The sequence below is a fragment of the Clostridium grantii DSM 8605 genome (genome assembly GCF_900129965.1).
In the GTDB taxonomy this organism is placed as follows: Bacteria; Bacillota; Clostridia; order Clostridiales; family Clostridiaceae; genus Clostridium_AF; species Clostridium_AF grantii.
On the sequence record NZ_FQXM01000006.1, the window covers coordinates 118,630 to 143,924 of the forward strand.

Consider the following 25,295-nt stretch of genomic DNA (forward strand, 5'->3'; position numbering starts at 1 on the left):
GAATATAATTTTTTAAAATATTATTTTTGGTATTTGAATTATTTACAATATATATGATACACTAAATATTATTAAGCTTAAATTTCACAAATGGTATCTTTGATGTTATATTTGGTATTTTTAATTTAAACTATTTGAGGTGATGTAATTGATTCATATACCAGAGGAATATTTCAAAAACAACACAATTTATAGAAGTTTTCACTCAGATACTACTAATGGAATCTTTGGTTGTGGTTTTATGAATAAAAAAAGTAGTAGTAATTCAGATATAAATTTGGTTTTAGACTATTATGCTGTTCTAATTTTATTAAGCGGAGAAGGCTTATATATTGATAACGAAAATCGTGAATTTAATCTTCATGCTGGTAGCTTAATACAAAGAGTTCCCGGAAAAGCTCATTCTTTGCATATAAAACCTGATGGCCAATGGTTAGAATTTTTTATTTGCTTTGGAAGAGAAATACACGCCTCTCTTTCTAACTTAAACCTTTTGGATAGCAAAAATGATGTTTTATATCCTGGCATAAATAATGTTATCTTTAAAATCTTAATTGATTTTATTCACTCATTAAAAAAAGCAAAACAAGAAGATTTACCTTTATTATTGTGTGAAGCCGAAAAAATAATATTCACTTTATACCGAATGCATAAAGATAAACTTACCATAAGTGAAGATAAAGAACTTATAGATAATGCTTGTCTTTTATTAAATCAATCTCCTTATTCCCAAATTACCGTTCAAGAAGTTTGCACCACTCTAGGGGTAGGCTATGAAAAATTCCGAAAAATTTTCAAATCTCATATCGGAACTTCTCCTGGTAACTACATACTCCAAAAAAGAATAAACACTGCTCAATCTATCCTTCTTGAACAAAATAAAAGCATAAAAAAAATCGCTTTAGAACTAGGCTATCCAGATGCTTATTCTTTTTCTAAACAATTCAAAAAAATAACTGGTATAAATCCTACTGATTTCAGAAAAATATACAAATAAAATAAACCACCTATAGTTTCATATACTAGGTGGTTTGTTTTATTTAGTTTATAATATATTTGCTTTCTTTAATCTTGGGATAATATTAACACCAACAATAGCTATAATTATACATTTTAATATGTCTCCTGGCAAAAATAACAATAATCCATTTTTTAATGCCCACATAAAGTTAATATCTGACCCCATAACATTTTTAACTATCACATAAAGATAAGGTACTCCAATTAAATAAATTATAAAACTCCCAACTATTGATGCTATAAAAAAAGTAATATAATTTTGTTTTTCACTTTTTTCTACAATTTTACCTATAACATAGGCTCCAGCTACAAATCCTATCAAATAACCAAAGGATGGTTGAAACACATATCCTATTCCTCCACCTTTTGTGAAAATAGGAACTCCAATTAATCCAATAACCAAATAAACAATTTGAGAAAGAGCTCCCAATTTTGCTCCTAAGATTATACCTGCAAAAGCAGTAAATAAAAATTGTAAAGTAATAGCTGCAGGCTCTACTGGAATTTTTAAAAATCCCCCTACCGCTGTAAGTGCAGCAAACATTGAAACTAAAATCATTTCTTTTGTAGTAATTTTCATAAATAATACCTCCAACTAAAATTGTCAACTCTTTTTATAATTCCGGTTTACATACCATTATTATATCAAGTATTTCATCATTGTCAACTCTTTTCGATTTTAGGTATACAATCTTTTTTTTGAAATTGGTTTATTCTTTATTACTACTGATTTATTTTAGTTAACAGTTTGAAATAAAGTTCACAATATCGAATCTCTTAGTTGATTTCTCGACCTTGAAAAGTCAGTATTTCACCTATTGAATATTCTTTCTCCACATTTTCCCCTTCTTTAGTTATCCAAGCTACTTCTATTTTTAAAGGTTTCATCATTTCCTTAAGCTCAGTTTCTTTTATCCCTTTAATGTATATAACTATCTCTTGTTCCGATAGAGAAAACTCTTCGTCCTCATTATTTTGGTAACTACTATGACTAACCCAATACCTTTCATCTGTTTTATCTAAAATTTCTCTAAAATCCATTAATTTTGGAACCTGTAGTTTTTTACTAGTAACCTTTTTAGCATCTGTTATATTCACTCTTAAAATAAATTTCCCGAAATCATCAATAGACGGATTCTCCAATCCTGATATTCCTAGTTCTCTATATTCTTCCTCCGTTAAATTACTCATCTCAGCAACAATATTTACTTTAGGTGAATTATCTTTTATAAAATTATTTTCATATCCCTTAGTCATTGTTGTTAACACTATTCCTATAACTAAAATAGTTGCTATTACTGACCATTTCCATGATTTTTTTCTATATGTTGTAATCTTTTTAATTCTTTTTTTAACATTCAACCTGTTATTCGCCATGCCAGTAGATACTGAATTCCAATAGGGCCTTGAAATTGTATCCATTAATCTAATGATTGTTATACCATAACTTTTATGTTCTTCTGGTTCAAGTCTAGAAAGTACGTATGCATCACAAGCAACTTCACAATCTTCATGGATTTTATAAAAAGCATACCAAATAATAGGATTAAACCAATGCACTGCTTGAATTAATATCATTATCCAATTTACCAAGATATCCTTTCTCTTTAAATGAGCAAGTTCATGCAAAAATACGTACCGCTTTTCCTGCTCTGCTAAACTATTTATAATATCAGAAGACATTAATAATTTAGGTCTCATAAAACCAAAAAGTGAAGGAGTCTTAAGACTCTCCTCATATATTACTGGGATATCTATATTAACATTCATCTCTGACTTACATTTATAAAAAATTCTTAGTGTATCATTTTCTTTGCACCTTAAGCTTTTATTCAATTTTAAAATAAATATTAAATTTACAATTACCATATATAAAAACACTACACTGGTTCCAATCAGCCAAATTATACTTATAATTTCATAGTGAATTTCATTGATATTCTTTATTAAAGCTGTCACAATTTCACTATTATAAGGTTTGTTTTCTGCATTATTATTAATATCAATTCCATTATCTTTATAAATACTCTTACTATCGCTCTGAGCCAACGAAGAAATATTAGTATCAATATTATTAACACTATTTTCATTTATCGCCATTCTTTCTGTAACACTTGGAAATAAATTGTATATGCTCACTGAACTTTCTGGCGCATAAGGTATGCTTAATTTAATTATTACTAAAATCCAAATATAATAATGCCAATTAGCGTTTAATCTGTTTCTAAAAAATCCTTTAACTATAATAATTATTACAGCAAGTATACTCCCCATAAATGACAAAGAAAGAATCATCTTAAATAAAGTTACTAATTCCACTTATCCCTCACTCCTTTTCACTTATCTTATGGTCAAGTATTTGCTTAAGTTCCTGAATTTCATCATAAGATAACTTTTCATCTTTAATAAAATTCATTACCAACAACTTAATCGAACCATCATATACTTTTTTAATAAATGATTTTGTTTCTACTCGCCTACACTCTTCTTTCGTTACAAGTGGAAAAAATTGATTAATCGAAGCAGTTTTCACAACTTCTACAGCTTCTTTTTTTACTAATCTGCTAATAAGTGTATGAACTGTCTTTGGGTTCCATGTAGTACTTTCTCTTAGATTTTCAATTATTTCTGTAGATGTCAAAGGATATTTTTGCCACAATACTCTCATGATTTGCCATTCTGCATCAGATATTTTTGGTAATTCATTCATAATATCACCTTCCTACAAGTGTAGTCTTTGATTTAATACTACACTTGTAGTCTTTATTTGTCAACATATTTAAAAAAATTTAAAACCTGGACTAAAAAAAAGATTTGTAACTATAAAGTTACAAACCTTTTTATTTAAATCTCATAGCCTTAACTGGACATTTATCAATTATTGGTTTTAATTCTTCTATTTCTTTTTTAGTCAAGATACCATTTTTGTATTTTGCTTTTTTATCCACTATCTCAAAATACTTTGGTGCTAGTTTTCCACATACTCCACAACCAATACAATACTGTTTTTTAATAGCAACACCCGTTATTTCATTTAGCACTTCTTCCTCTTCAATAGGAATATTTTCTTTTTTAACAAATATAGAAACAATATACGCCATTACTAAAATAGCTGTCACTGTTAATATCCATCTTAATCCCATAAACCTTACCCCTAAAAATTTAGCTTCATTAGCAAGCATAGGTAATTTTATAACAGCCCAAGCGCTTAAAATAATTACCACATTAGAAACACTAGCGCCTTTTTTCAAAAGCATTTTGCAAACTGGGAAAGCTGCATAAATTGGACCTGCTGAAAAACTCCCTAAAAGAAAAGAGAAAACCGTACCCTTTATTCCTGATTTTTCTCCAAATCCATTCATAATAACTTCTTTAGGAACCCATGCTTCAATAATTGATGTAAGTATAAAAATCACAGGCATAATCTGAAACATTTCTATAACATAATACATACTATTTTTAACAGAGGAATTAGCTTTATCAGGCATTAATATAAACAATGCTATATAAGCTAAAAATACTGTTACTAATAATTTATTTTTTTTCACTTTTCCTAATATATTCACATGATCACCCCCATAGCCACTGCTATTATAATAGCAAATACAAAACTAACAAGGTTTCTAGTGGCTGTAAATTTCAAACCAAACTCTTGCTTTTCTAATGGAAAAGTAACCACTCCCACCATGGTTAAAGTAGTTAAAAAAGCAACTGCTGGCATTATGCTAGCACCTACATCTACAAAAGATCCAACTAATGGAAAAGCTACAAAAGCAGGTATTAAAGTTATACTTCCAACTAAAGCAGAAATAATAGTTGAAAAAAACAGATTTGATTTTCCCAAAACACTGCTTATAGTTTCTGGTGGTATAAAGGTTAATATCAATCCTATTAAAAATAATATCCCTATAATCTGCCCAATCATATTTTTCATCATGCCTTTAGCCATTTTCATGGAATTTAATGTTTTTTTCTTGTCTTTCTTCAAAGACCACACTAAAGCCACACCTGTTATAATCCATAAAACTATAGTGAATATATCCATATCTTATTACTCCTTATAATCTCTAGGATTTGGTGATTTCACAACAAAAAACTCAAGTACTTCATCATGAAAATTTTGCACATTCATTTTCACCTTGTATGGTATATTTATAATACTTCCTTTTTCATATAAATGTGGCTCTTGCTCGTTTAATTGCAAAGTCATTATTCCTCTTGCCACTATCATATAAACATTTGAATTAGAATAATGCTCCGGAAGACTCGTTCCTTTTGTAAGAATCATGTGGTTTAAATTGATATTCTCATCATCTACAATCTTTTCAATTAATTTTTCATCATTAAGGTTATACTCATATTTTTTCTCTAACATAATAACACTCCCTTTTTTAATTGTTATTATTATATTATAATAAATTATAACTATTCACAGTTACCATGGTAACTAATTTCAAAATAAGGAGTTTTTATGGATATAAAAAATTATTTACACATTATAACACTTACCGATTTATTTAAAAGCTTCTCTACTTCACAACTTTATGAACTTTTTAAAACAAATCAATATACCCTATCACAATATAAAAAAGATAATATTATTTATTTTGAAAGTGAGCTTTGTACTTCTCTGGACATTATCTTAAAAGGAGAACTAATAATTCAAAAAATTGATGAAAAAGGAAACGTACTTACTATAGCAGAATTTAGAGTAGGTGATAATATAGGAGGAAATCTTTTATTTTCAAAACCACACTGTTACCCAATGAGCGTTCTATCAAAATCTGCTACTGAAATCTTACATATTAACAAAGATTTTGTTTTAAATCTTTGCCAAATAGATCAAAACTTTTTGATAGAATTTTTAACATGTATCTCAGATAAAACATCTATTCTAACAAATAAAATTAAATCTATTTCTATGAAATCTATAAAAGAGTCTATTATTGAATTTTTAAACTATGAGTACTATTCTCAAAAGAATGAAAAAATACAACTTCATATGACAAAAAAGGAATTAGCAGAAAAACTAGGAATTCAACGAACTTCGCTTTCTCGAGAATTAAACAAAATGAAAAAAGATGGTTTGGTTGACTATGACGCTAGCTCCATTACCATCTGTGATTTTAGTATTATTCGGAATTTTTAGTTGATTTTATACTTCTCATATTGCTACTTCTCTAAATTCTTGTTATATTAATTCTGCCTCTCTGTGGTTCTTAATATTTTTGATAGATCTTAATTTCAATCAAAACAATTTAATGTTATAAAAACTAACGCCCCTGAATTTCTTTCGATAATAATACTGCTTATTAAAAAATAAATAATTTAATAGAAAAATATAAATAAAATATGATATTATATAATGGTGTGATAGGTAAAAAGGAGTGAGTTTTTTGAGTGGACAACAAAAAGTAGGCGAATTGACACAGAAAGTAATAGATACCTTAGGTTTAAGCATGATAGTTGGAACTCCCATATTATGTGGACCTGCTAACAAAAATCACATGCAAAATGAACATCCCCAAGATTTCGAAAAGTATGGTAGTAAATTAGATGAGATAATAACTTCTCCTTCTTATATATGTAAGCACCCAAACAAACCATCAATTGAATATGTTAAAGTATTTAAAGATGAAAATAATGAGCATGTTTTAGTTGCTGTTAGGGCATCTGGAAAAGGTGTTCTCTTCGATAGAACCCTCTTCGTTATGGATCCAATCAAGGTACAAGCCTACAAGAATAAAGGAGCTTTCAATACATACTAAAATATATAAAAACAGAAAAATATATTTAACTTATAAAAAGATATTGATAAAACCTTTAAAGTTGGTTATAATATAACTATGAATATGGTTTAACTTACTTAAGTGTCACATAAATAGTACTTAATCACATAAACTATAATAGCAGAATACAGAGGGCGGAACAGGTAGCCGCCACCCAGCGAAAGCTGTAGGAGATGTAGATTACCACCTACCTTGTTCTGTGATGCAAATAATTCCACGGCTCATAGCCGTGGTTTTTCCCTTTTCACCCAATACCTTACTGGATATTGAAGCCTTCAATCATATACAAACTTATATAAATATTTTATACTTCTTTTCTTAAATAATCACTTTCCTTAATAATTATTATTAAATCCATTTCTTCCTCTGGCTTATCCATAGCCGTAACTTCACTACTATAGGCCACAATATCTTCTAACGATTTACCGCCCTTAAGCTTATCCTAATTTTAGCACAGTGCTCCTGAATTTTTTTACTTCAACCTAAAAGTCTTCGGTGCCAATTTATAAGTAAGTACCAATGCAACCATCATATATACAATAGTAACCACAATTATTCCATAGCTAAAATATAAAGAAGATGTTTTTATTTGAAGGCTTCCATAACAAAGTAAATATATACCTCCATTAACAATATTAAATAATGAGCTTTTCACTTCTAATTCCTTTGTATAAGGTTGCACTACGTAGTACAAAAATAAATGGTGTATTGAAAAAAAACAAGATAAACAAAGGATACAAATAAATACTGGAACAGACCCAATGATAAGCCCACTCTCCCTACTAATTATCATTATCAAAATTAATGATACACATATAGCTAGCGCAGGTATTAAATTTAGAATTACTATCTTCTTCAGCCTAATTTTAAAATTAGATAGAATAGCATTTCCTTGTCGATAATATGTATTCCTCAGTAAACTCACATCACAATTATGAAATATAGCCTTACAAACTCTTTGAGTTGTAGACATAAGATACATCACAAATATCCATATCTTTGCACTTCCGCCTATAGCATTAGAAATATCTGTTCCATTATAAGGTTCAAAAATAATTATTGCTACAAATGTTATAAATGTAATTCCTATTAATGCAACCCTAATTTTTATAGGTTTGCTAATTATTTTTTTATATCTCAAGAAAAATATAGCATTTAAATATTCATATCCGTGTTTATCTTTATATCTATCGGTATTTGTATTTTCCTTCATCATTTTATCTTCATCAACTTTTACATCCGCAAATTTTGCATCCTTCATGATTTTTTCAACTTCAAAGGTTTTTTCTCTAGTAAGAAATTCTCTTGACATACCTTTATATGTTCTATATCTGAATAAATATATTAATGCTATTGTTCCTAGAATAATTAAGATCACCATTGCCACAATATTTAATAATATACTTGCGAAATTAATAGTTAAATCAAATGCTGGTAGCGCATATGCCAATAATAGTCCACCTATCAATATAATACTAAGTATTTTATCGTTATCATTCAAACGCTTTCCTGTCTTATCATAGATGAATAAAAGAATGTATTCTCCAATAAACTTTACCGAAGCCAACTCTACCATAAGAATTAAAACTTCAAGTATTGATAGCCCAATAAAATTACCAATGATAATTAGCGGTAGTAAAAAATATATAAAATCTGCTATCCTTTTGTATATTAACTGGCTAAGATAAAATTCTTTGGCCTCCCCTCTCATTAGTACTATCATATTATAGGCATCCCTATTGTTTTTATTAAAAATCACAGTCATAGTCAAAGGTCCTATAAAAAAACTCAAGAAAAAAAATATATGTAAAAATTTAAGCAATATCCCATTGCTGTTAAATGTGAAATTATTCATAAGAAAAGAAGGAAGTAAAATCATTATTCCTAGGTAAAGAACCTTCACAAAAAATTCCAAAGATATTTTAAACAGTTTTCCTATTACTCCTAAAACAATTTTCATTTCGGTTTCATTATAAAGTTTATCAGGTATCTTTTTCCCTATTAGAGGTAATTTTTTTAAAAAATATATAAACGTATTACCACTAATTGCAAAATTAACTTTAAAGGTAGCCAAAAATGTATTAATCATTTTCATTCTCCTTTAAAATTTCCATAATCTCCGCTTCAAACTCAGGACTTTTAATAAGCTTATTATCCAATAATTCTAAAATCCCGTCGTTAAGAACAACAATTTCATCACATAAATCAGTAGTTAACTGCAAAATATGTGTTGAAAAAATAATGATGTGCTCCTTTTTTATTTTTTTAAGTAGATTCTTCATTTCTAGTGCTACAACTACATCAAAATAAGTTAAAGGCTCATCCAATAAAATCACTTCAGGTTTTGTAATTATAGGTATCCCAGTTCAACTATTAATTTATACATGTCCAAAACTCCTAGAAACATGGAGATTTTGTACAAGTATAAATTAAGTTTCACAATGGGATTCCTATAGAATGGTCAACATTTGAATTTTATTTTTCATACCATGAGAATATCCCTTGATTAATCTATATCTATCCTCTTTATCAATCTTCATCCAATCTAAATATTCATCTATTGAAAGTAAGTTTTCTATCTTGTCTTTGTTTATATCTATGAAAAACTTCACGAATTCATATCCAGTTAGAAAATCTGGAAGTATTGGCTCAGAAAACACATATCCTACTTTAGAATAATCTGATTTTACATTTTCTTTTCCATCCTGGTGAAAAATAATACTTCCTCCATCGTATTTGATTTCTTCACTTATACAGTTAAAAAGTGTAGTCTTTCCTGCTCCATTACGACCTAAAAGTCCATAAATTTTCCCTTTCTCGAAAGTAAATGATGATTTTTTCAATACCTTTTTATCCCCAAAGTTTTTCTCAATATCTTGTAAAATAAGTTGCATATCTTTTCTCCTCCATATTTAAGAAACTTATCCAAAATTGTCCCTGCAGTTCATTTTACCATTACTTAAGACAGATGAGATGACAAAAATGTTACAAAAACCAGTTAAAATATTATGTTGTACTCTTATGATTTTTTACCTTTTATAATTTATTATTAAACTCACAGAGCAATGTGCATTAAATACTTGTTTATAAATGATTTTATAGGTACAATCACAATATGGATAACTTAGAATTACACAAAAAAGAAAGTGAGTATGAGTGTATGTATAAATTTTTGTTTAAATTAAATAAAGACTTATTAGACTTAAATGCTATTGAACTTGATGATAAATCTTTAAGCATTTTCAATAACATTGACGATAATCAAGACATAATATTTATAAATCAAAAAGATGAGGAAAAAAAATTCAAAATTAACAAATCAGAAAAACTAATTAACGGTAGAGGAATCAAAACCTTTTTTAAAAAGTACTCTAGTGAATATATCTTCATGGAACTAATAGAAGATAATAAATTCAAAGTACACGCTGAAGAAAATATTCCAAAAGGTTTTTCAAAAAGCTTTGTTATGAATAGTGAACATCAAGAACGTTTATCTGAAATATTAAATGATCTAAATTGCATGAAAACTAGTGATGAGAAATGGTTTGATATCTATCATAAAGCACAATCTTTCAGTTTAAATACTAAAGATGACAAATTGATGTGTTTACCCTATCTTCGTGAGCTTCAACTATTTGATTATCAATTAAAGACTGTAAAATCAGCCATCAATAGATTTAAAGGAAGAGTTCTTTTTTGTGATGAAGTTGGTTTAGGAAAAACTATTGAAGCTGGGATGACTATGATGGAGTATGTAACAAGAGGTTTAGCCAGAAAAATTCTGATTCTTGTACCACCATCCCTTGTAGAGCAATGGTACACCGAGATGAAAAGAAAATTTAACCTAGATTTTATTAAAGCTGATGATGCTGAATTTAAATCCATGGGGGATGAAGCTTGGAATAATTATGATAAAGTTATTGCCTCTATAAATACTGCCAAAAGAAAAAATAATAGTACTGTGATATCCAAAATTCACTATGATCTTGTTATTGTAGATGAAGCCCATCACCTTAAAAATCGCAATACAATTGCCTGGAAATTTATAAATACCCTTAATAAAAAATATATCTTCCTGCTTACAGCTACTCCAGTTCAAAACAAATTAGACGAACTATATAATCTTATAACACTGTTAAAGCCGGGTCAGCTTAAAACTTATTCATACTTTAAAAATAATTTTGTAGAAGATAAAGAAGGTATAGAGGCAAAGAATGTAGATAGACTTCGTAGTTTACTATCTGGAGTTATGATTAGAAATAAAAGAAGTGATGTGGACATAAAATTTACTAAAAGAAAAGCCATTACCTATAGCTTAAATTTATCCGTTGAAGAACAAAAACTCTATGATGAAATAAGTAATTATATACGCAAAATATATTTTAGTAACACCCCTAGTACTCTTACAAAATTCATGCTAAAAAAGTTACAGGAACAAATGGGAAGCAGTATCCATTCTGCTGTCTCAACCTTAGATAAATATTCTGAAAATGAAACCCTTAGTAAAAAAGACAAAGAAATTTTTAAGGATTTTTCAAATAGAGCCCATAATATATTACTTAATGAAGATTACTCTAATTCTAAAATCAATCAAGTTCATAAAATTATAACCGAACTTAATGACAAGGTTCTGATATTTACTAAGTATAAAGCTACTCAAAAATTTATAGTAGATTATCTTAAAAATAGCGGTTTCCTGGTGGCCGAATTCCACGGAGGACTTAAGCGAAAAGAAAAAGAAGAGCAAGTAACCTATTTTAAAGAAAAAGCACAAATTTTTGTATGCACTGAAGCTGGTGGCGAAGGTCGTAACCTTCAATTCTGCAATGCTATGATTAATTATGATTTGCCTTGGAATCCAATGGCTATTGAACAAAGAATAGGAAGAATTCACCGTGTAGGCCAAACTAGAGATGTTTTTGTTTACAATCTTGCTTCCCAAAATACTGTTGAATACTATATTCTTGAATTATTAGACAAAAAAATCAATATGTTTGAACTAGTAGTTGGCGAAGTTGATATGATTCTTGGAGATATTGAAGAAGATACAGATTTTTCAGAAATAATTATGAATACATGGATTAATTCAAAAGATATGGATACAATGAATGAAGAAATAGAAAAACTAGGGGAACAACTTTTGGATAATAAACGAAAATATATAAAAATGAAAGATTTAGATGATAAGTTGTTTGGTAATTCATTTAAATCAGATGATATATAGGAGTGATTAATAATGGAACTTCAAAATTTTGTGATTGATGTTATTGAATCCATGGATGGTGTGGTTGAGCTGTTAGAATATGCTCTTTGTTATGTTATGATACCAAACGAATACAGTAATTATTTTAATGGTAAATCTGAAATGCTTTTAGCCTTTGACTTTGAAGTAGCTCAAGAAAATCCTGAAGCTGAATTTATTACCTTTGGCAGCTACACCCTTGAACAACTAATAACTATAGCCAATGAAAAAGCCGTAAACACTATTCGCTTTGTATTAGTAGATGGGCTTTCTTTATCAAAAGCTGAGGATAAAATAAAAAAATTCTTAGGTATGGATAAATCTCAATTAGAAATTGTAAAAGAAAAAGAAATAATGGGCACATGGATACTTTTTAATTATAAAATAGGATACACCTCCCATGAGAGAACTGAAGATATCAAGGATGTTTGGGTTAACCTTCAAAATGGAGAAGTGGATCTGAATATACAAGAAAACAAATCTTTACTTTTCCACGAAAAAAGCCTTATTAAAAACTATCCGATCCCTCCCCAGCATAGTATTTTGAATGCTTTTGAAGCCTCTTACTTATACGTAAAAAATCAAACTGAAGAATATTCTAACCTAATAGTGAATAAAGTTGAATTTAGCAAGGAACTTCAAAGAATAGATGAATACTATACTGAACTGGAAGCGGAAACTTTTAAGAAACTAGAACGCAAAGGTATAACTGACAAAAGAAAAGCTGAGCTTATTTCAAAAGGTGAAGCTCTTAAATTAGAAAAAATAAAACAACAAAAAGAAATGGAAAATAAATATACTGTGGATGTTGATTTATCCCTTGATAATACAATAATGTATTTTATACCACTAATAGAGTATCAAGTAAAATTAAAATTTCGAGGATCTGAGGAAAAGAAAATAATTCACTATAACCCAGTAATAAAGACTTTTTATACCAAAAGAAATTATTCTTAAGGAGGATTAAATTATGGAATTCAAAAATTTCAACGAGCTAGTAACCAAAGTTAAAGAATCAAAATCAATCAGAAAAGTAGCTGTTGTTTCAGCTCAGGATAAACATACTTTGGAAGCTGTTTTTAAAGCTAAAAATGATGGTTTAATTTTCCCTATATTAATTGGTGATAAAAAAAAAATTCAATCTATCATTAATTCATTAGGTGAAGAATTAGCTTCTGAATGGATTATAAATGTAGAATCAGACTCTCAAGCGGCTTATAAAGCAGTAGAAATTATAAGAAATGGTGAAGCTGATTTTATTATGAAGGGTAAAATTCAAACCTCTGATTTACTTAAAGCTGTAGTGGATAAAGATAAAGGATTAAGAACTAATAGTATTATGTCCCATATTTCAATAAATGAAATTCCTTCTTATCATAAATTATTAGCTGTTACCGATGGTGGTATGATGATGTATCCAGATTTAACTCAAAAAAAATCCATCTTAGAAAATGCAGTTAATACATTTATAAATATGGGTTATGAAAACCCAAAGGTTGCAGTACTTTCAGCAGTTGAAGTTTTAAATCCTAAAATGATTGAAACTGTGGATGCAGCTGCATTAAAAGAAATGAATTTAAATGGAGAAATTAAAAATTGTTTGGTGGAAGGTCCTATTTCTTATGATTTAGCCATGAATAAAGAATCTGCCCTAATTAAAGGTTTTCAAAGTGAAGTAACAGAAAATGTTGATATATTAATTGTTCCAAATATAACCACTGGCAATATTTTAGCTAAATCTCTTATTTATTCAGCTCATGCTAAAATGGCTGGATTTATAGTTGGCGCAAAAGTTCCTATTGTTTTAACTTCAAGAGGTTCTTCTTCTGAAGAAAAATATTTATCTCTTGCTTTATCAGCTTCCTCTGTTAAATAATCTTAAAGTACACAATTTATTAAAACATAATTATTTTATTAAAACATAATTATTGAAGTAAATATAAACTAATACTTGCAAACTATTTTTAATAGGAGGTTTTATGAATTATAAAATTTTAGCAATAAATCCTGGTTCAACCTCAACTAAAATTGCAGTTTATGAAAATGAAAAGAAACTATTTTCAAAAACTATCGAACATGACACCAAAGAGATTGAAAAATATAATTTAGTTGCTGATCAGTTTCATATGAGAAAAAAAGAAATTTTATTAGCTTTACAAGAAAATAATATTAGTATAAATGATATGTCTGCTATAGTTGGCAGAGGAGGTATACTTCCTCCAGTTAAGTCTGGCGCTTATGAAGTTAATGATCTTATGATTGACAGACTTAAAAATAGACCTCTTTTTGAACATGCTTCAAATCTTGGGGCTTTAATCTCCAGTGAGATTGCAAAAACAATAGGTATAAAATCATATATATATGATTCTGTTGCTGTAGATGAATTAAAAGATATAGCTAGAATTTCAGGCATGCCAGATATCCAAAGAAGCAGTACCTGTCACGCATTAAATTCAAGAGCTATGGCAATAAATTATGCTGAAAAAAAAAGCAAGAATTATACTGAAATGAATTTTATAGTAGCTCATTTAGGTGGTGGAATTTCTCTATCCGCTCATTGTAAAGGTAAAATGATTGATATCATTTCTGATGATGAAGGTCCTTTTTCCCCTGAAAGAAGCGGAAGAGTTCCTTGCAATAAATTAATTGAACTTTGTTACGCTGGTAAATTTGACAAAAAAACAATGAAGAAAAAACTTAGAGGAAATGGCGGATTAAAAGCTTATCTAAACACTGTAAATACTAGAGAAGTAGAAAAAATGATAGCAAATGGTGACGAAAACGCCAAACTTTTATATGAATCTATGGTTTATCAAGTTGCTAAAGGCATAGGAGAACTTTCCACCGTACTATTTGGTGATATTGATGCAATTATAATAACAGGCGGAATAGCTCATTCTTCAATATTTACAAATTGGATAAAAGAAAGAGTTGAATTTATAGCTCCCGTAGCAATTATGCCCGGTGAACATGAATTAACTGCACTTGCTCTTGGAACTTTAAGAGTTCTTAAGAATGAAGAAAAAGCTAATATATATACTGATTAACTATATAATAAAAAGATTTAAGGAGGTACAAACTTGAGATATTTTGAAATTATTTTAAGCGTTTTAGCTATAACAACTGTTTTTTTACCTTTATTAAAGGAAAAGAAAAACTTAAACAAGTAGCTTTTTTATCATCTATTACTGTACTGATTTTTGTACTTCACAGCTTTTTTGAAGGTATGCGTTGGCAAATGATTTTTATTTACTTTTTTCCTATTTATTTAGGTAGATTTTTTATATAGAATCGCTATCTATCCACAATTCAAAAAAGTAGAAAACACATCAAGAGAAGTTACACCTTTTTTTGTGGGGTAAATATATTTTTTATGCTACTATCTGTTATTTTAATTATTCTTTTCCCTATACATAGTATGGCAAAACCTTCTGGTAATTACTTTGTGGGAACTAAAAGTTATGATATTGTAGATTCAAATCGAAAAGAACTTTAATGATGATTACCTTGAAATTTTATCCCAACACTCAAAAGAATTAAAAGGCTTATATCAAATTAACGGTATCTATCACCAAGATTTTACAATGATATATATGTACCAACCTATTACTAGTATGATTAAATATAATGGTCCTTTAGATAGTGAAAAAATGGTTGAAATTCAACAAGATTTTGTTTTAAACTTTTTTGATGAATACCTTCGCTTTAAAGATACAGACCTTGAAGAATTAAATGAAAAATTTGATGAGGTTGTAGATGCATCATTTGAATAAACACTCAATCTTATACCAATAAAAATTGTTAAATCTATTTCTAATCTCTGCAAATAATTCTTTGCAGAGATTTATTTTTAATAATCACTTGCTTATCTTTAATCTAAACTCTCTTGGTGTTATCTCGTATCTTTTTTTAAACACTCTTGAAAAATAATTATAGTCAGCAATACCCACCTTTAATGCAACATCCCGCACTTTCAAATCAGTTCTTTCTAATAATTCTCTAGCTTTTTCAAGTCTTAACTTCATAATGTAATTTGTCAGTGACATAGATACGTTTCTCTTAAGGCAATTGTAAAGCGTAGTTCTCCCAATGTTTATTTTTTTACAGATTACTTCCTGGGTCAATTCATTTTCCAAGTTCTCCTTGATAAAAGTATCAATTCGAAAAAAAAGACTTCCACGTTGAACATGTACAATTTTCTTAAACCATATATATGCTGCACAAGCTAACATGATATTAGTCACTGCCTCAATTTTTTTTATACTCATTCTTTCAAGTGTATAAAAATAATCCTTATACGACTCACCAACCAAATCATAATTCTTACATTTATTTTCTACCCTCTCCCATTGAGTATTAATGGAAACATCACTTAAAACTTGTCCAATCATAATAAATCCTACAACAACTTCCTCATCAAGTACCGGTGCTACTGCTTCATACAAACCCATGTGACATTTGTAAATATAGATATCTTTTGTTTTCTCTGCAATCTTAAATGCATCCATATCACATTTTCTACAAGCTTTCATTACTTCTGGATTTTCTCTAATCAACTGACAAAAAGATTTCCCTTTTTCAGGTACCAAATATAATGGTTGATAATTTTGATCATACAACCCAATTCCAACACCTACCAAAGAATAATAATCTTCAAGTAACTTAATTGTATTTTTTTCATTAAACTCAACTAACATTTTAAGCACTCCTGTTCATGTTTTGGTTAATAATTCTATTATGGATTATAATTGCTATAATTATATAATAGCAAAAGTTATACTAAAATTATATCATTTAAAAATTTTATAATTTTATGGAGGTTACAATGAAAACAATTCGTGAAATCTATAGCATGAACCCCTCATGGAAATTTCATGATGGCGATATAACCCATCACAATATTGATACTGTACATAAACAATTTATCCACCCCGAGTGGTTAAAATCTGGAAATAACGGCCTTGCTTATGCCAGTTACAATGATAGCCAATGGTCTTCGGTAAATCTACCTCATGATTTTGTCATAGAAAGAGGTGTTTATGATTCAACTACACTCAGTTGTACAGGGTCTTTAAAAAAAGGTATCTGCTGGTACAGAAAAACTTTTGATATTCCTTCTACAGATAATGGCAAAAGACTCTTTCTTCAATTTGACGGTATTTTTCGTGATTGTGAAGTTTGGTTAAATGGTTGTTTAATTGGAAGACATCTTGGTGGTTACATGGGTTTTGAATTTGAAATTACCGAAGCTGTTGCTTATGGTATGTCAAACACTGTGGCTATTAAAGTTGATGCAAACGAATATGAAGGTTGGTGGTATGAAGGCGGTGGTATTTACCGTGATGTTCGCTTACTTAAAACAAGCCAACTTCGAATAGTAGACAAAGAAATTTTTGTTAAAACTCAATCATTAGATTTGGAGAATAAGCAAGCTTCTTTGCTCATAAGTGGTTTAATTAATAATGGTTCTTTAGATGATGATTCTTTTCAACTTGATATACATATTTTTAATTCAAAAGGCAAAGAAGTATTTCATCAATTAACCAATAAAAATTTTAAAAAATATACCTCAAGTGATTTTACCCTTGAAGTTATATTAAATGAAATTGATTTATGGGATTTAAATTCAAGAAACATGTACACAGTGAAAATATCAGTAAAATCTACTAATGGTTATGATGAGTATTCAACAGAATTTGGAATAAGAAAAATTAAGTATAGTTCTGAAAAAGGATTTGAATTGAATGATCAAACTGTAAAGATAAAAGGCGTTTGTGGACATGATGATTTTGCTGGTTTAGGTGTTGCACTTACCAAACCAATAATTGAATTCAAAATCAAAAAACTTATGGAAATGGGTTGTAACGCCTATCGTTGTTCTCACAATCCTCCAAATCCAATATTTTTAGAGTTATGTGATAAATTAGGTATGCTTGTATTTAATGAAACAAGAATGCCCGGTGTTGACCAGGATTCAATGGAGGATTATATTAATTTAATTAAACGTGACCGTAACCATCCTTGTGTGATTAGTTGGTCAATGGGCAATGAAGAAATGGCGATACACCGAACTGAAATAGGTGTGCAAATTTTCCAAAAGATGATGGCCATAGGTAAACTTTATGATGATACAAGACCTTATTTATATGCCATTAATGCGGATTACGATAACATAATAGATTATGATCGTAGCAAAAATTTTGTATTAAATCCAGTAGGTGTGAATTATTTTGTTCATCATGATGATGATGTATTTGCTTCTATGCATAAAAAATATCCTGACTTATGTATTGTAAATACTGAAACAACGGGCATTTGTACTTCTCGTGAGTATGTTCTTCCTTATGATGATGCAAACCTTATGGCTGCAACAACAGAAAAAATTACTGTTTGGACAAAACCTGAATTCAAAAATAAAGTTACTTGTTATGGTTCCTGCTATCCCGTTTGGGCAATGAGCCCTGAAACTAGTTGGAAAGTACATGCTGAAAGAAACTATTCTGCTGGTTTGTTTCTTTGGACAGGTTTTGATTACCGTGGAGAAGTATTTCCTTTTGATTATCCTGCCACAATCAGTTTTTTTGGTTTAATTGACCTCTGTGGTTTTGAAAAAGATTGGTTCTACTATATGAAATCTCAATGGACTGATGAAGATGTTTTACACTTATTACCTCATTGGAATATGAATCTTCCAGAAAAATCAAAAGTAAATGTATGGACCTTTACAAACTGCGAAGAAGTTGAATTGTTTGTTAATGGAAAAAGTAAAGGAAGAAAAAAATGTGAAAAATATGGTCATGTGGAATGGGATGTACTTTATGAAAAAGGCACTCTAGAAGCTGTAGGTTTTCGTGAAGGAATTGAAATCTTGAGAGATAAGAAAATTACTTCAAAAAATCCCGAAAAACTAATTCTTACTGGAAACCGCACCTTTTTGTTAGCAGATAATACGGATGCTATCATTGTAACAGCTCATCTTGAAGACAGTGAAGGTAATATTGTCATAACCTCTGATGAATCCATTGAATTTGAATTTACAGGACCTTGTGAATTTATAGGCACTGGAAATGGTAATAATCTAAGTTCTGAACATGACAAACACCCTTCACGTAAATTGTTTGCTGGTAAATGTATTGCAATAGTTAAATCAACATACACAGCCGGCACTATCAATATCTGTGGTAAATGGAAAAATATAACCTCCACACTACAGCTTAATTCTGAAGAAACAAATTATTTACCTTTCGTTCCATCGGTGTCCGCTTCTGAAATAGCCACAAAAGAAAAAACTTCAGCAGATGGTGGATTTTAAATAACTTATTTTTGCACATGCAATAAAAAACAAAGAAATCTATTGACTTTTTTTCAATAGATTTCTTTGTTTTGCTATTTAAGTAAATTTTAATTAGAACATTATTTTTTTCAATTAATTGCATTCAGTTTTTAATATAATTGTATACATTTTTTCAATAACATCGTTGTCAAAGTATGATTTTAAATATATAATAGTAGTAGTAATATAATTAGTGAGATTAATATAATTCATTATTAGAAATACTTTTTTAAATATGAGCACTCATAATTGTATACATAATAAAACAATTATACTAAAGGAGGATTACTTATGCTAGGCGGTTATGCTGGTAAAATTTTGAGAATTGACTTAACAACAGGTGAATTGCATAATACTTTCTATGATGAAGATACACTGCGTAAATATTTAGGCGGAAGTGGACTAGGTGCTAGAATTCTATATGACGAAACAAATTCAGATACTGATCCATTAGGACCAGAAAATCTTTTGATTTTTTTAACTGGTCCAACAGAAGGCACTAGAATGCCAAATGCTGGACGTTATCAAGTAATTACTCGTTCTCCTTTAACTGGTTCTTGGGGTGAAGCAAACTCCGGTGGTAAATGGGGCGTGAAATTAAAGAAAGCAGGATATGACGGTGTTATCTTTAAAGGGATATCTCCAAAACCCGTTTATTTAAATATCACAGAGGAAAAAGCGGAATTACTAGACGCTTCTGATTTGTGGGGAAAAGACTCCTTTGAAACAGATGAAATTCTACGTGAGAGACATGGCAAAAAAGCATGTACCTGCGATATTGGTATTGGCGGAGAAAAAATGTCCCTTTTATCATGTATTATGAATGATGGAGTAGACGGCAGAACTGCTGGAAGATGTGGTGTAGGTGCTGTTATGGGTTCTAAAAAATTAAAAGCCATTTGTGTTGATGGTAATGTGAAAACTCCTATTATCAATGAGCTATCCCTTAATCAATCTATCAAGGAATGGGCGCCAAAAATAATGAAAGATATGGAAGCATTACGTGAAGGTGGTACTTCTTGTGCAGTTCCCTTTATCGAAGAAATTGGAGATATTCCTATAAAGAACTGGGCTCAAGGAAGCTTTAATGTTGAAAATCTTGCAACTCCTGTATATAATGCAAAATTCCTTTCTGGAAGATACGGTTGTGCAAATTGTGCAATTCGTTGCGGTAGAATTGTTGAAATAAAAGAAGGACCTTATAAATGTGAAGAAACAGCAGGTCCTGAATATGAAACACTTGGCTTATTTGGTCCAAACTGTCTTATAAATGATTTAGGCCCTATTTGTAAAGCTAATGAATTATGTAACCGTTACGGAATAGATACCATTGGAGTAGGTAATGCAGTTGCCTTTGCAATGGAAGCCTACGAAAGAGGCCTTTTAACGGAAGAACAAATGGGATGTAAGGCTCGTTTTGGTAACGCTGAAGATATGCTTACCATAGTTCATAAAATTGGACGTAGAGAAGATTTTGGTTATTATTTAGCAGACGGTACAAAAGTAGCCGCAAAAGTTTTAGGTGGCATAGCTGAAGAGTTTTCTGTAGAACAAAGAGGTATGGGTTTCCCTGCACATGATCCTCGTTACGCTGATAGTATCGGACTTCAGTATGCTGTTAGCCCTCGTGGTGCTTGTCACTTATCTGCAAACTGTCATGGTCAAGAATATGGTGGTTTTTATGGTGGCTTTGGTTTTTATAGATCAATAAAATTAAAGAATCATTCAATTGAAAACAAACCTGAGATGAATGTTGAACTTGAACATATTATGTGTTTATGCGATTCATTGACTATTTGTAAATTCTTACTTGATGCAACTGGCGATTCCAGTGCTGATTTATTGGTATCATGGTTAAGCGACATCACTGGATGGGATCTTGACAAAGAAGAATTAATTAAAATTGGTGAACGTATTTTCAACCTTAAAAGAATGTATCTTGTTCGTGATGGCCAATCACGTAAAGATGATAAACTTCCTCAAAGAATGCGTAAAAGAAGAATGACTGGTGGCTCAGCCAACAACATACCTGATATTGACAGCATGTTAGACCGTTACTACGAAATCCGTGGTTGGGATGAATTTGGTATACCAACTGAAGAAACATTAAAACGTTTGGATCTTTTAGACACATTATAGTATAAAAACTAAAATCATAGGGATGTCTTAAACTTATAAGACATCCCTTTTTATAATTATAAAGAAGATTTTTCTTAACCTGCACAAAATAGTGGAAGAATAGAAACATCATCCCCGTCATTAAGCACATAATCCCTAGACTTTCGCTCATCATTAACAAGCACTGAATAATTCATCTTAGATTCGCTTACCTTTGTACTATTAATGATTTCTTCTACTGTTTTTCCAGTAGCCTCCACATTCCAATAGCCATTTTCATCTTCCTCTGGCATAAATCTGCCAAGTGGTCCAAGAAAAATAATTTTCACCATATATTATCCCTGCTTTCTATTATTATTTACTATTTAATTTATTATAACGCTTATGTGCACTACAGTTTGGATCAATCTTAACGTGCACTTTCTGTATTGTCTGTTTTTTTCCATCATATTGAAGAAACTTGCCCTCTAAGTCTGATTTATATCCTAATAATATACGAATACATTCATTAGCCTCAAAAGAACCTATAATTCCTGCTGTAACACCAACAACCGCCGCTGGCTCCTTAGGATTCCCTTCATAAAAACCCATACATTCAAGACAAGCTGAGTCTCTTTTAACCACTGTAGCAAATCCATAAAAACCTTCAACTCCTCCATCTACAAGAGGAATATTTTTTTCTAAACATGCAGAATTAGTGATCAAACGAGTTGTAATATTATCCACACAATCAACAACAATATCTATTCCATCAATTAATCTTTGTATATTATCTTCATTAACTCTGTCATTAAAAGCTTCAATAATAACTTCCGGATTTTGCTTATTCAAATAATGTTTTGCAGTAAAAACTTTTTCCTTGCCAATATCCCCTGGCCCATATAAAAATTGACGATTTAGATTAGATTCACTAATGATATCACAATCTACAATTCTTATGTTTCCAACACCTGCACAAATAAGATAAGTTAATACAGGACAACCAAGTCCGCCAGCACCAATAACCAATACCTTGGCTTTATTCAGTTTTCTTTGACCCAATTCTCCTATGTCATCTAATAAAATTTGCCTACTATATCTATTTTCCATTATACAGACTCCTTTTTTACTTTACTATTTAAATAATCTAGGGGCAGCTAAGTAACCCTTCTGCCCAAAGACAAGCTCCACAGGTTGGCTTTTCATTACCGAAACAATCACTTTTGTTATCCTCCACATAAGTACAATGGCCACAATTCATACAAGGAGAAAATGAAAACTCTTGAACCCTTTTTCTAAAAGTAACATAATCTTTAGATTCCCAAATTTCTTTTACCCCTAAGTCATTCACATTACCAAAAGAATGATGATATACTTTTCTTTCCGTATCACCAATTACAGTAGTCCCATTATGCAGCAAAGCCATACAAGGACTTACATTTCCATCACTTCTAACAAAAGCCATTCCTTCATTAACAAAGCGACAATACTGCGAAGGTCTAGGAACACTATTATTAGATATTTTAAGATTAAAGTTCATCTTACTAAATAATCCTGAAAGGCCTTCTCTCACCTGTGATAAATCAAAATCCATAAAAGGTAAATTTACAACACTTCTACTACTTGCAAAACTGTCGGAGCCTATGGACATATTCAAGGTCTTTTGATACAAAGTCTCTTTCTGTGCTTCTCTACTAGATGGATACATATTAGATATATTCACTTCATCAATATTATATTGATCAATGAAATATGGTAGTTTTGCCAATTGAGCCACATTAGATTTTGTAGCAACAAAAGTAATACCTAATTGTATAAGGGAATTATTTTTATATCTAAGCTTATTAAATTCCTTTATTTTATCTATTAAATTTTCATAAAAAGGGTGACCCATTCCACTATTATCTGTAGGTTCAATGGCATCCATAGATACCCACAATTTAGAAACTCCCGCTTCCATCAATGCTTTATCCATTGTTTCACTAAGAAGAGAACCATTAGTTAAAAGTTCTACCTTGTAATCTAAGTTACTACAATCAAGAATCATATCAATAATTTTAGGATGATGCAAAGGTTCTCCCATACCTCCGAAAAAAATCGTTTCAGTTTCACAAGGAATATTTTTTAATATTTTTTCGAATAACTCATATTTCATATCACAAAACACTTCATCAAACCATGTATTTCTAAAACACATCTCACAATGTAGGTTACAATTAGATGTTGGCTCAATATAAAGTTTTTTAAGTTCAATCATAACATCCATCCTTAATTGTTTTTTTTACATACACAAAATATATAATAATTGTATACACTTATTATATATTTTTTCTTCAATAATAACAATAAATAAAAAGATGGCTTTAATTAGTTGAAGTCAAAAAAAGCAAGGTATATTTTTATACCTTGCTTTAAAGAGGATTTTTATATTAATTTAATTATCTATTTTTTCTTTCCTTTACCCATGTCTTGCTGTACTATTTCTGTTATTTTTTCTCCATTAACTGTAACATCTCCGCCATTTAATACTGATGAAATATCTGCATCAAAAGCTGAATTTGCTTCTACATTTATTATTCCACCGTTAACATATATATTTCCGTTTGAATCGAATCCATCAGTATCACCACTAGCCATAACTACTTTAATTGTACCACCATTAATTTCTATTAAAACATCATAAGCATCACTTTTAGAAGTTGCATTTACTCCATCATCGGTGGCATATATATCAATCTGACCATCATTTATCTGGATATAAGTTCCTTCAATACCTTCTGAACATGTTTCTATATTGATTGTACCGCCATCTATTTGAACAATACTGTTGGCACGAATTGCATCATCAGCAGCAGTAATATTTAATGTACCATTTTGAATATAGATATATCCAAGGGATGAATCTTCATCATTTTCGCTATGAAGAGCATCTTTATCTGTAACTATGGTAATCTCTCCATCATACATAAGAATAGAATCATTTGCTTCTATGCCATCTTCAGATGAATTAATTACATATACACCTCCAGTTATTTTAATATCATCTTTAGAAGAAATTCCGTTACCTTTAGCAGAAAGAATTTCTAATGTGCCCACACCATTTAATGTTAAGTCTGTTTTAGAAAAAATAACTGCATCTAAATTGGTTTCTTCATCTGCTACATACTCACCTGAAACTTCCATATAGTTCTGACTTTCAGTTGATGTAACAAATACTTTATCAGCTAATTTCACATAAATTGCAGGTGAATCTGAATTTTTTATACTAACCCCATCTAGAACTATTTGAACTTTTGCTTCTTCGTCAGTTTCAACTATAACTGTAGTATTTTCCACTTCACCACTTAAAACATACACACCTTCTTTATCTATAGTAACATTTTTATTGCTTTCCAGTTGTATAAGTACTGCATCAGTAAGATCTGCTGACTGTTCTAAATCTCTATCGCTGAATAATTCTGATGTATCAAGAATCGACCCTTCAACAGTTGAAATAATACTTGTTGAAGTATTGTCTGTATTATTCTCAGTTGTTATAACTTCGCTAGTAACTGTAGTTTCTGCATTTGTAGACGCTACATTGTTATCTTGTGCATTGCTACACCCCACAAAAGAAAGAACAAGAGACAAACTTAAACCAGTTATAATATTTTTTTTAATTTTCATAAATTAACACTCCTTTAGATATTAATAGTAATAATCTTTATTTTTGTTAGCCAAAATTTCTAATTAGTTATTGCCTTAATTAAATAATAGATTATGCACCTTAAAATAACCTTAAAAGTTCAGTGTTATGTATTTTTTAATATATAAT

25 protein-coding genes are annotated in these 25,295 nt (G+C 29.9%); 11 read left to right on the forward strand and 14 right to left on the reverse strand.

Features of this window, described 5'->3' with window-relative positions; translation table 11 throughout:
- The first annotated feature begins 241 nt into the window (after positions 1-241).
- A complete protein-coding gene (locus BUB83_RS06825) occupies positions 242-997 on the forward strand; it encodes a helix-turn-helix domain-containing protein (protein WP_143160489.1) in 756 nt (251 codons plus the stop codon).
- A gap of 48 nt (positions 998-1,045) precedes the next feature.
- Here the strand turns inward: BUB83_RS06825 and BUB83_RS06830 are convergent, their stop codons facing one another.
- The 6 genes from BUB83_RS06830 to BUB83_RS06855 all read right to left on the reverse strand — a co-directional run bounded on the left by BUB83_RS06830 (position 1,046) and on the right by BUB83_RS06855 (position 5,395).
- Positions 1,046-1,600, reverse strand: coding sequence for a biotin transporter BioY (locus tag BUB83_RS06830; protein ID WP_073337702.1), 555 nt, complete (start codon positions 1,598-1,600; stop codon positions 1,046-1,048).
- 197 nt (positions 1,601-1,797) lie between these two features.
- Positions 1,798-3,339 carry a M56 family metallopeptidase gene (locus BUB83_RS06835; protein WP_073337703.1) on the reverse strand — a complete coding sequence of 514 codons (1,542 nt, stop codon included), beginning with the start codon at positions 3,337-3,339 and terminating at the stop codon, positions 1,798-1,800.
- Between the two features lie 7 nt (positions 3,340-3,346).
- Positions 3,347-3,730, reverse strand: coding sequence for a BlaI/MecI/CopY family transcriptional regulator (locus BUB83_RS06840; protein ID WP_084133439.1), 384 nt, complete (start codon positions 3,728-3,730; stop codon positions 3,347-3,349).
- Between the two features lie 130 nt (positions 3,731-3,860).
- Positions 3,861-4,586, reverse strand: coding sequence for a permease (locus BUB83_RS06845; protein ID WP_073337705.1), 726 nt, complete (start codon positions 4,584-4,586; stop codon positions 3,861-3,863).
- Complete coding sequence (locus tag BUB83_RS06850; protein ID WP_073337706.1) at positions 4,583-5,065, reverse strand: permease; 483 nt, start codon at positions 5,063-5,065, stop codon at positions 4,583-4,585. Before BUB83_RS06850 ends, BUB83_RS06845 begins: the two co-directional genes overlap by 4 nt.
- Positions 5,066-5,071: 6 nt before the next feature.
- Complete coding sequence (locus BUB83_RS06855) at positions 5,072-5,395, reverse strand: cupin domain-containing protein (protein ID WP_073337707.1); 324 nt, start codon at positions 5,393-5,395, stop codon at positions 5,072-5,074.
- A gap of 96 nt (positions 5,396-5,491) precedes the next feature.
- Between BUB83_RS06855 and BUB83_RS06860 the strand changes: the two genes are divergently transcribed.
- Complete coding sequence (locus BUB83_RS06860) at positions 5,492-6,169, forward strand: Crp/Fnr family transcriptional regulator (protein ID WP_073337708.1); 678 nt, start codon at positions 5,492-5,494, stop codon at positions 6,167-6,169.
- Between the two features lie 247 nt (positions 6,170-6,416).
- Positions 6,417-6,788 carry a PBECR3 domain-containing polyvalent protein gene (locus tag BUB83_RS06865; protein WP_159434055.1) on the forward strand — a complete coding sequence of 124 codons (372 nt, stop codon included), beginning with the start codon at positions 6,417-6,419 and terminating at the stop codon, positions 6,786-6,788.
- A gap of 493 nt (positions 6,789-7,281) precedes the next feature.
- Here the strand turns inward: BUB83_RS06865 and BUB83_RS06870 are convergent, their stop codons facing one another.
- The 3 genes from BUB83_RS06870 to BUB83_RS06880 form a co-directional block, all read right to left on the reverse strand.
- Complete coding sequence (locus BUB83_RS06870) at positions 7,282-8,898, reverse strand: hypothetical protein (protein WP_073337709.1); 1,617 nt, start codon at positions 8,896-8,898, stop codon at positions 7,282-7,284.
- Entirely contained in the window at positions 8,891-9,136 is a 246-nt protein-coding gene (locus tag BUB83_RS06875) for an ATP-binding cassette domain-containing protein (RefSeq protein WP_073337710.1), read from the reverse strand. Before BUB83_RS06875 ends, BUB83_RS06870 begins: the two co-directional genes overlap by 8 nt.
- Before the next feature lie 123 nt (positions 9,137-9,259).
- Positions 9,260-9,703: an ATP-binding cassette domain-containing protein gene (locus tag BUB83_RS06880; RefSeq protein WP_073337711.1), complete on the reverse strand. Its 444-nt coding sequence runs from the start codon at positions 9,701-9,703 to the stop codon at positions 9,260-9,262.
- Between the two features lie 221 nt (positions 9,704-9,924).
- Between BUB83_RS06880 and BUB83_RS06885 the strand changes: the two genes are divergently transcribed.
- The 6 genes from BUB83_RS06885 (at position 9,925) to BUB83_RS21865 (ending at position 15,824) form a co-directional block, all read left to right on the forward strand.
- Positions 9,925-12,033 (forward strand): DEAD/DEAH box helicase, encoded by a 2,109-nt coding sequence (locus tag BUB83_RS06885; protein WP_200801444.1) that lies wholly within the window; start codon positions 9,925-9,927, stop codon positions 12,031-12,033.
- Between the two features lie 12 nt (positions 12,034-12,045).
- On the forward strand, positions 12,046-13,008 hold the full coding sequence (locus tag BUB83_RS06890; protein ID WP_073337712.1) for a hypothetical protein: 963 nt from the start codon (positions 12,046-12,048) through the stop codon (positions 13,006-13,008).
- A 13-nt stretch (positions 13,009-13,021) separates the two neighbouring features.
- Positions 13,022-13,927 (forward strand): bifunctional enoyl-CoA hydratase/phosphate acetyltransferase, encoded by a 906-nt coding sequence (locus BUB83_RS06895; RefSeq protein ID WP_073337713.1) that lies wholly within the window; start codon positions 13,022-13,024, stop codon positions 13,925-13,927.
- A 103-nt stretch (positions 13,928-14,030) separates the two neighbouring features.
- Entirely contained in the window at positions 14,031-15,098 is a 1,068-nt protein-coding gene (gene buk / locus BUB83_RS06900) for a butyrate kinase (RefSeq protein WP_073337714.1), read from the forward strand.
- Positions 15,099-15,424: 326 nt separating this feature from the next.
- The gene (locus tag BUB83_RS22695; RefSeq protein WP_278336918.1) at positions 15,425-15,547 is read left to right on the forward strand and encodes a hypothetical protein; all 123 of its coding nucleotides are present in this window, start codon (positions 15,425-15,427) and stop codon (positions 15,545-15,547) included.
- 88 nt (positions 15,548-15,635) lie between these two features.
- A complete protein-coding gene (locus BUB83_RS21865) occupies positions 15,636-15,824 on the forward strand; it encodes a hypothetical protein (protein ID WP_073337715.1) in 189 nt (62 codons plus the stop codon).
- Between the two features lie 84 nt (positions 15,825-15,908).
- Here BUB83_RS21865 and BUB83_RS06910 read toward each other — a convergent pair whose 3' ends face one another.
- Entirely contained in the window at positions 15,909-16,748 is an 840-nt protein-coding gene (locus BUB83_RS06910) for a PocR ligand-binding domain-containing protein (RefSeq protein WP_073337716.1), read from the reverse strand.
- Positions 16,749-16,876: 128 nt separating this feature from the next.
- Here BUB83_RS06910 and BUB83_RS06915 point away from each other — a divergent pair, with 128 nt between their 5' ends.
- The gene (locus BUB83_RS06915; RefSeq protein ID WP_073337717.1) at positions 16,877-19,363 is read left to right on the forward strand and encodes a glycoside hydrolase family 2 TIM barrel-domain containing protein; all 2,487 of its coding nucleotides are present in this window, start codon (positions 16,877-16,879) and stop codon (positions 19,361-19,363) included.
- A gap of 312 nt (positions 19,364-19,675) precedes the next feature.
- Positions 19,676-21,523, forward strand: coding sequence for an aldehyde ferredoxin oxidoreductase family protein (locus BUB83_RS06920; protein WP_073337718.1), 1,848 nt, complete (start codon positions 19,676-19,678; stop codon positions 21,521-21,523).
- Positions 21,524-21,597: 74 nt separating this feature from the next.
- On the opposite strand, the gene BUB83_RS06925 is transcribed toward BUB83_RS06920, so the two are convergent.
- The 4 genes from BUB83_RS06925 to BUB83_RS06940 all read right to left on the reverse strand — a co-directional run bounded on the left by BUB83_RS06925 (position 21,598) and on the right by BUB83_RS06940 (position 25,147).
- A complete protein-coding gene (locus BUB83_RS06925) occupies positions 21,598-21,834 on the reverse strand; it encodes a MoaD/ThiS family protein (RefSeq protein WP_073337719.1) in 237 nt (78 codons plus the stop codon).
- Between the two features lie 22 nt (positions 21,835-21,856).
- Positions 21,857-22,591, reverse strand: a complete 735-nt coding sequence (locus BUB83_RS06930; RefSeq protein ID WP_073337720.1) for a HesA/MoeB/ThiF family protein — start codon at positions 22,589-22,591, stop codon at positions 21,857-21,859.
- A 37-nt stretch (positions 22,592-22,628) separates the two neighbouring features.
- The gene (locus tag BUB83_RS06935; RefSeq protein ID WP_073337721.1) at positions 22,629-23,738 is read right to left on the reverse strand and encodes a radical SAM/SPASM domain-containing protein; all 1,110 of its coding nucleotides are present in this window, start codon (positions 23,736-23,738) and stop codon (positions 22,629-22,631) included.
- A 185-nt stretch (positions 23,739-23,923) separates the two neighbouring features.
- Entirely contained in the window at positions 23,924-25,147 is a 1,224-nt protein-coding gene (locus BUB83_RS06940; protein ID WP_073337722.1) for a carbohydrate-binding domain-containing protein, read from the reverse strand.
- Positions 25,148-25,295: the final 148 nt, after the last annotated feature.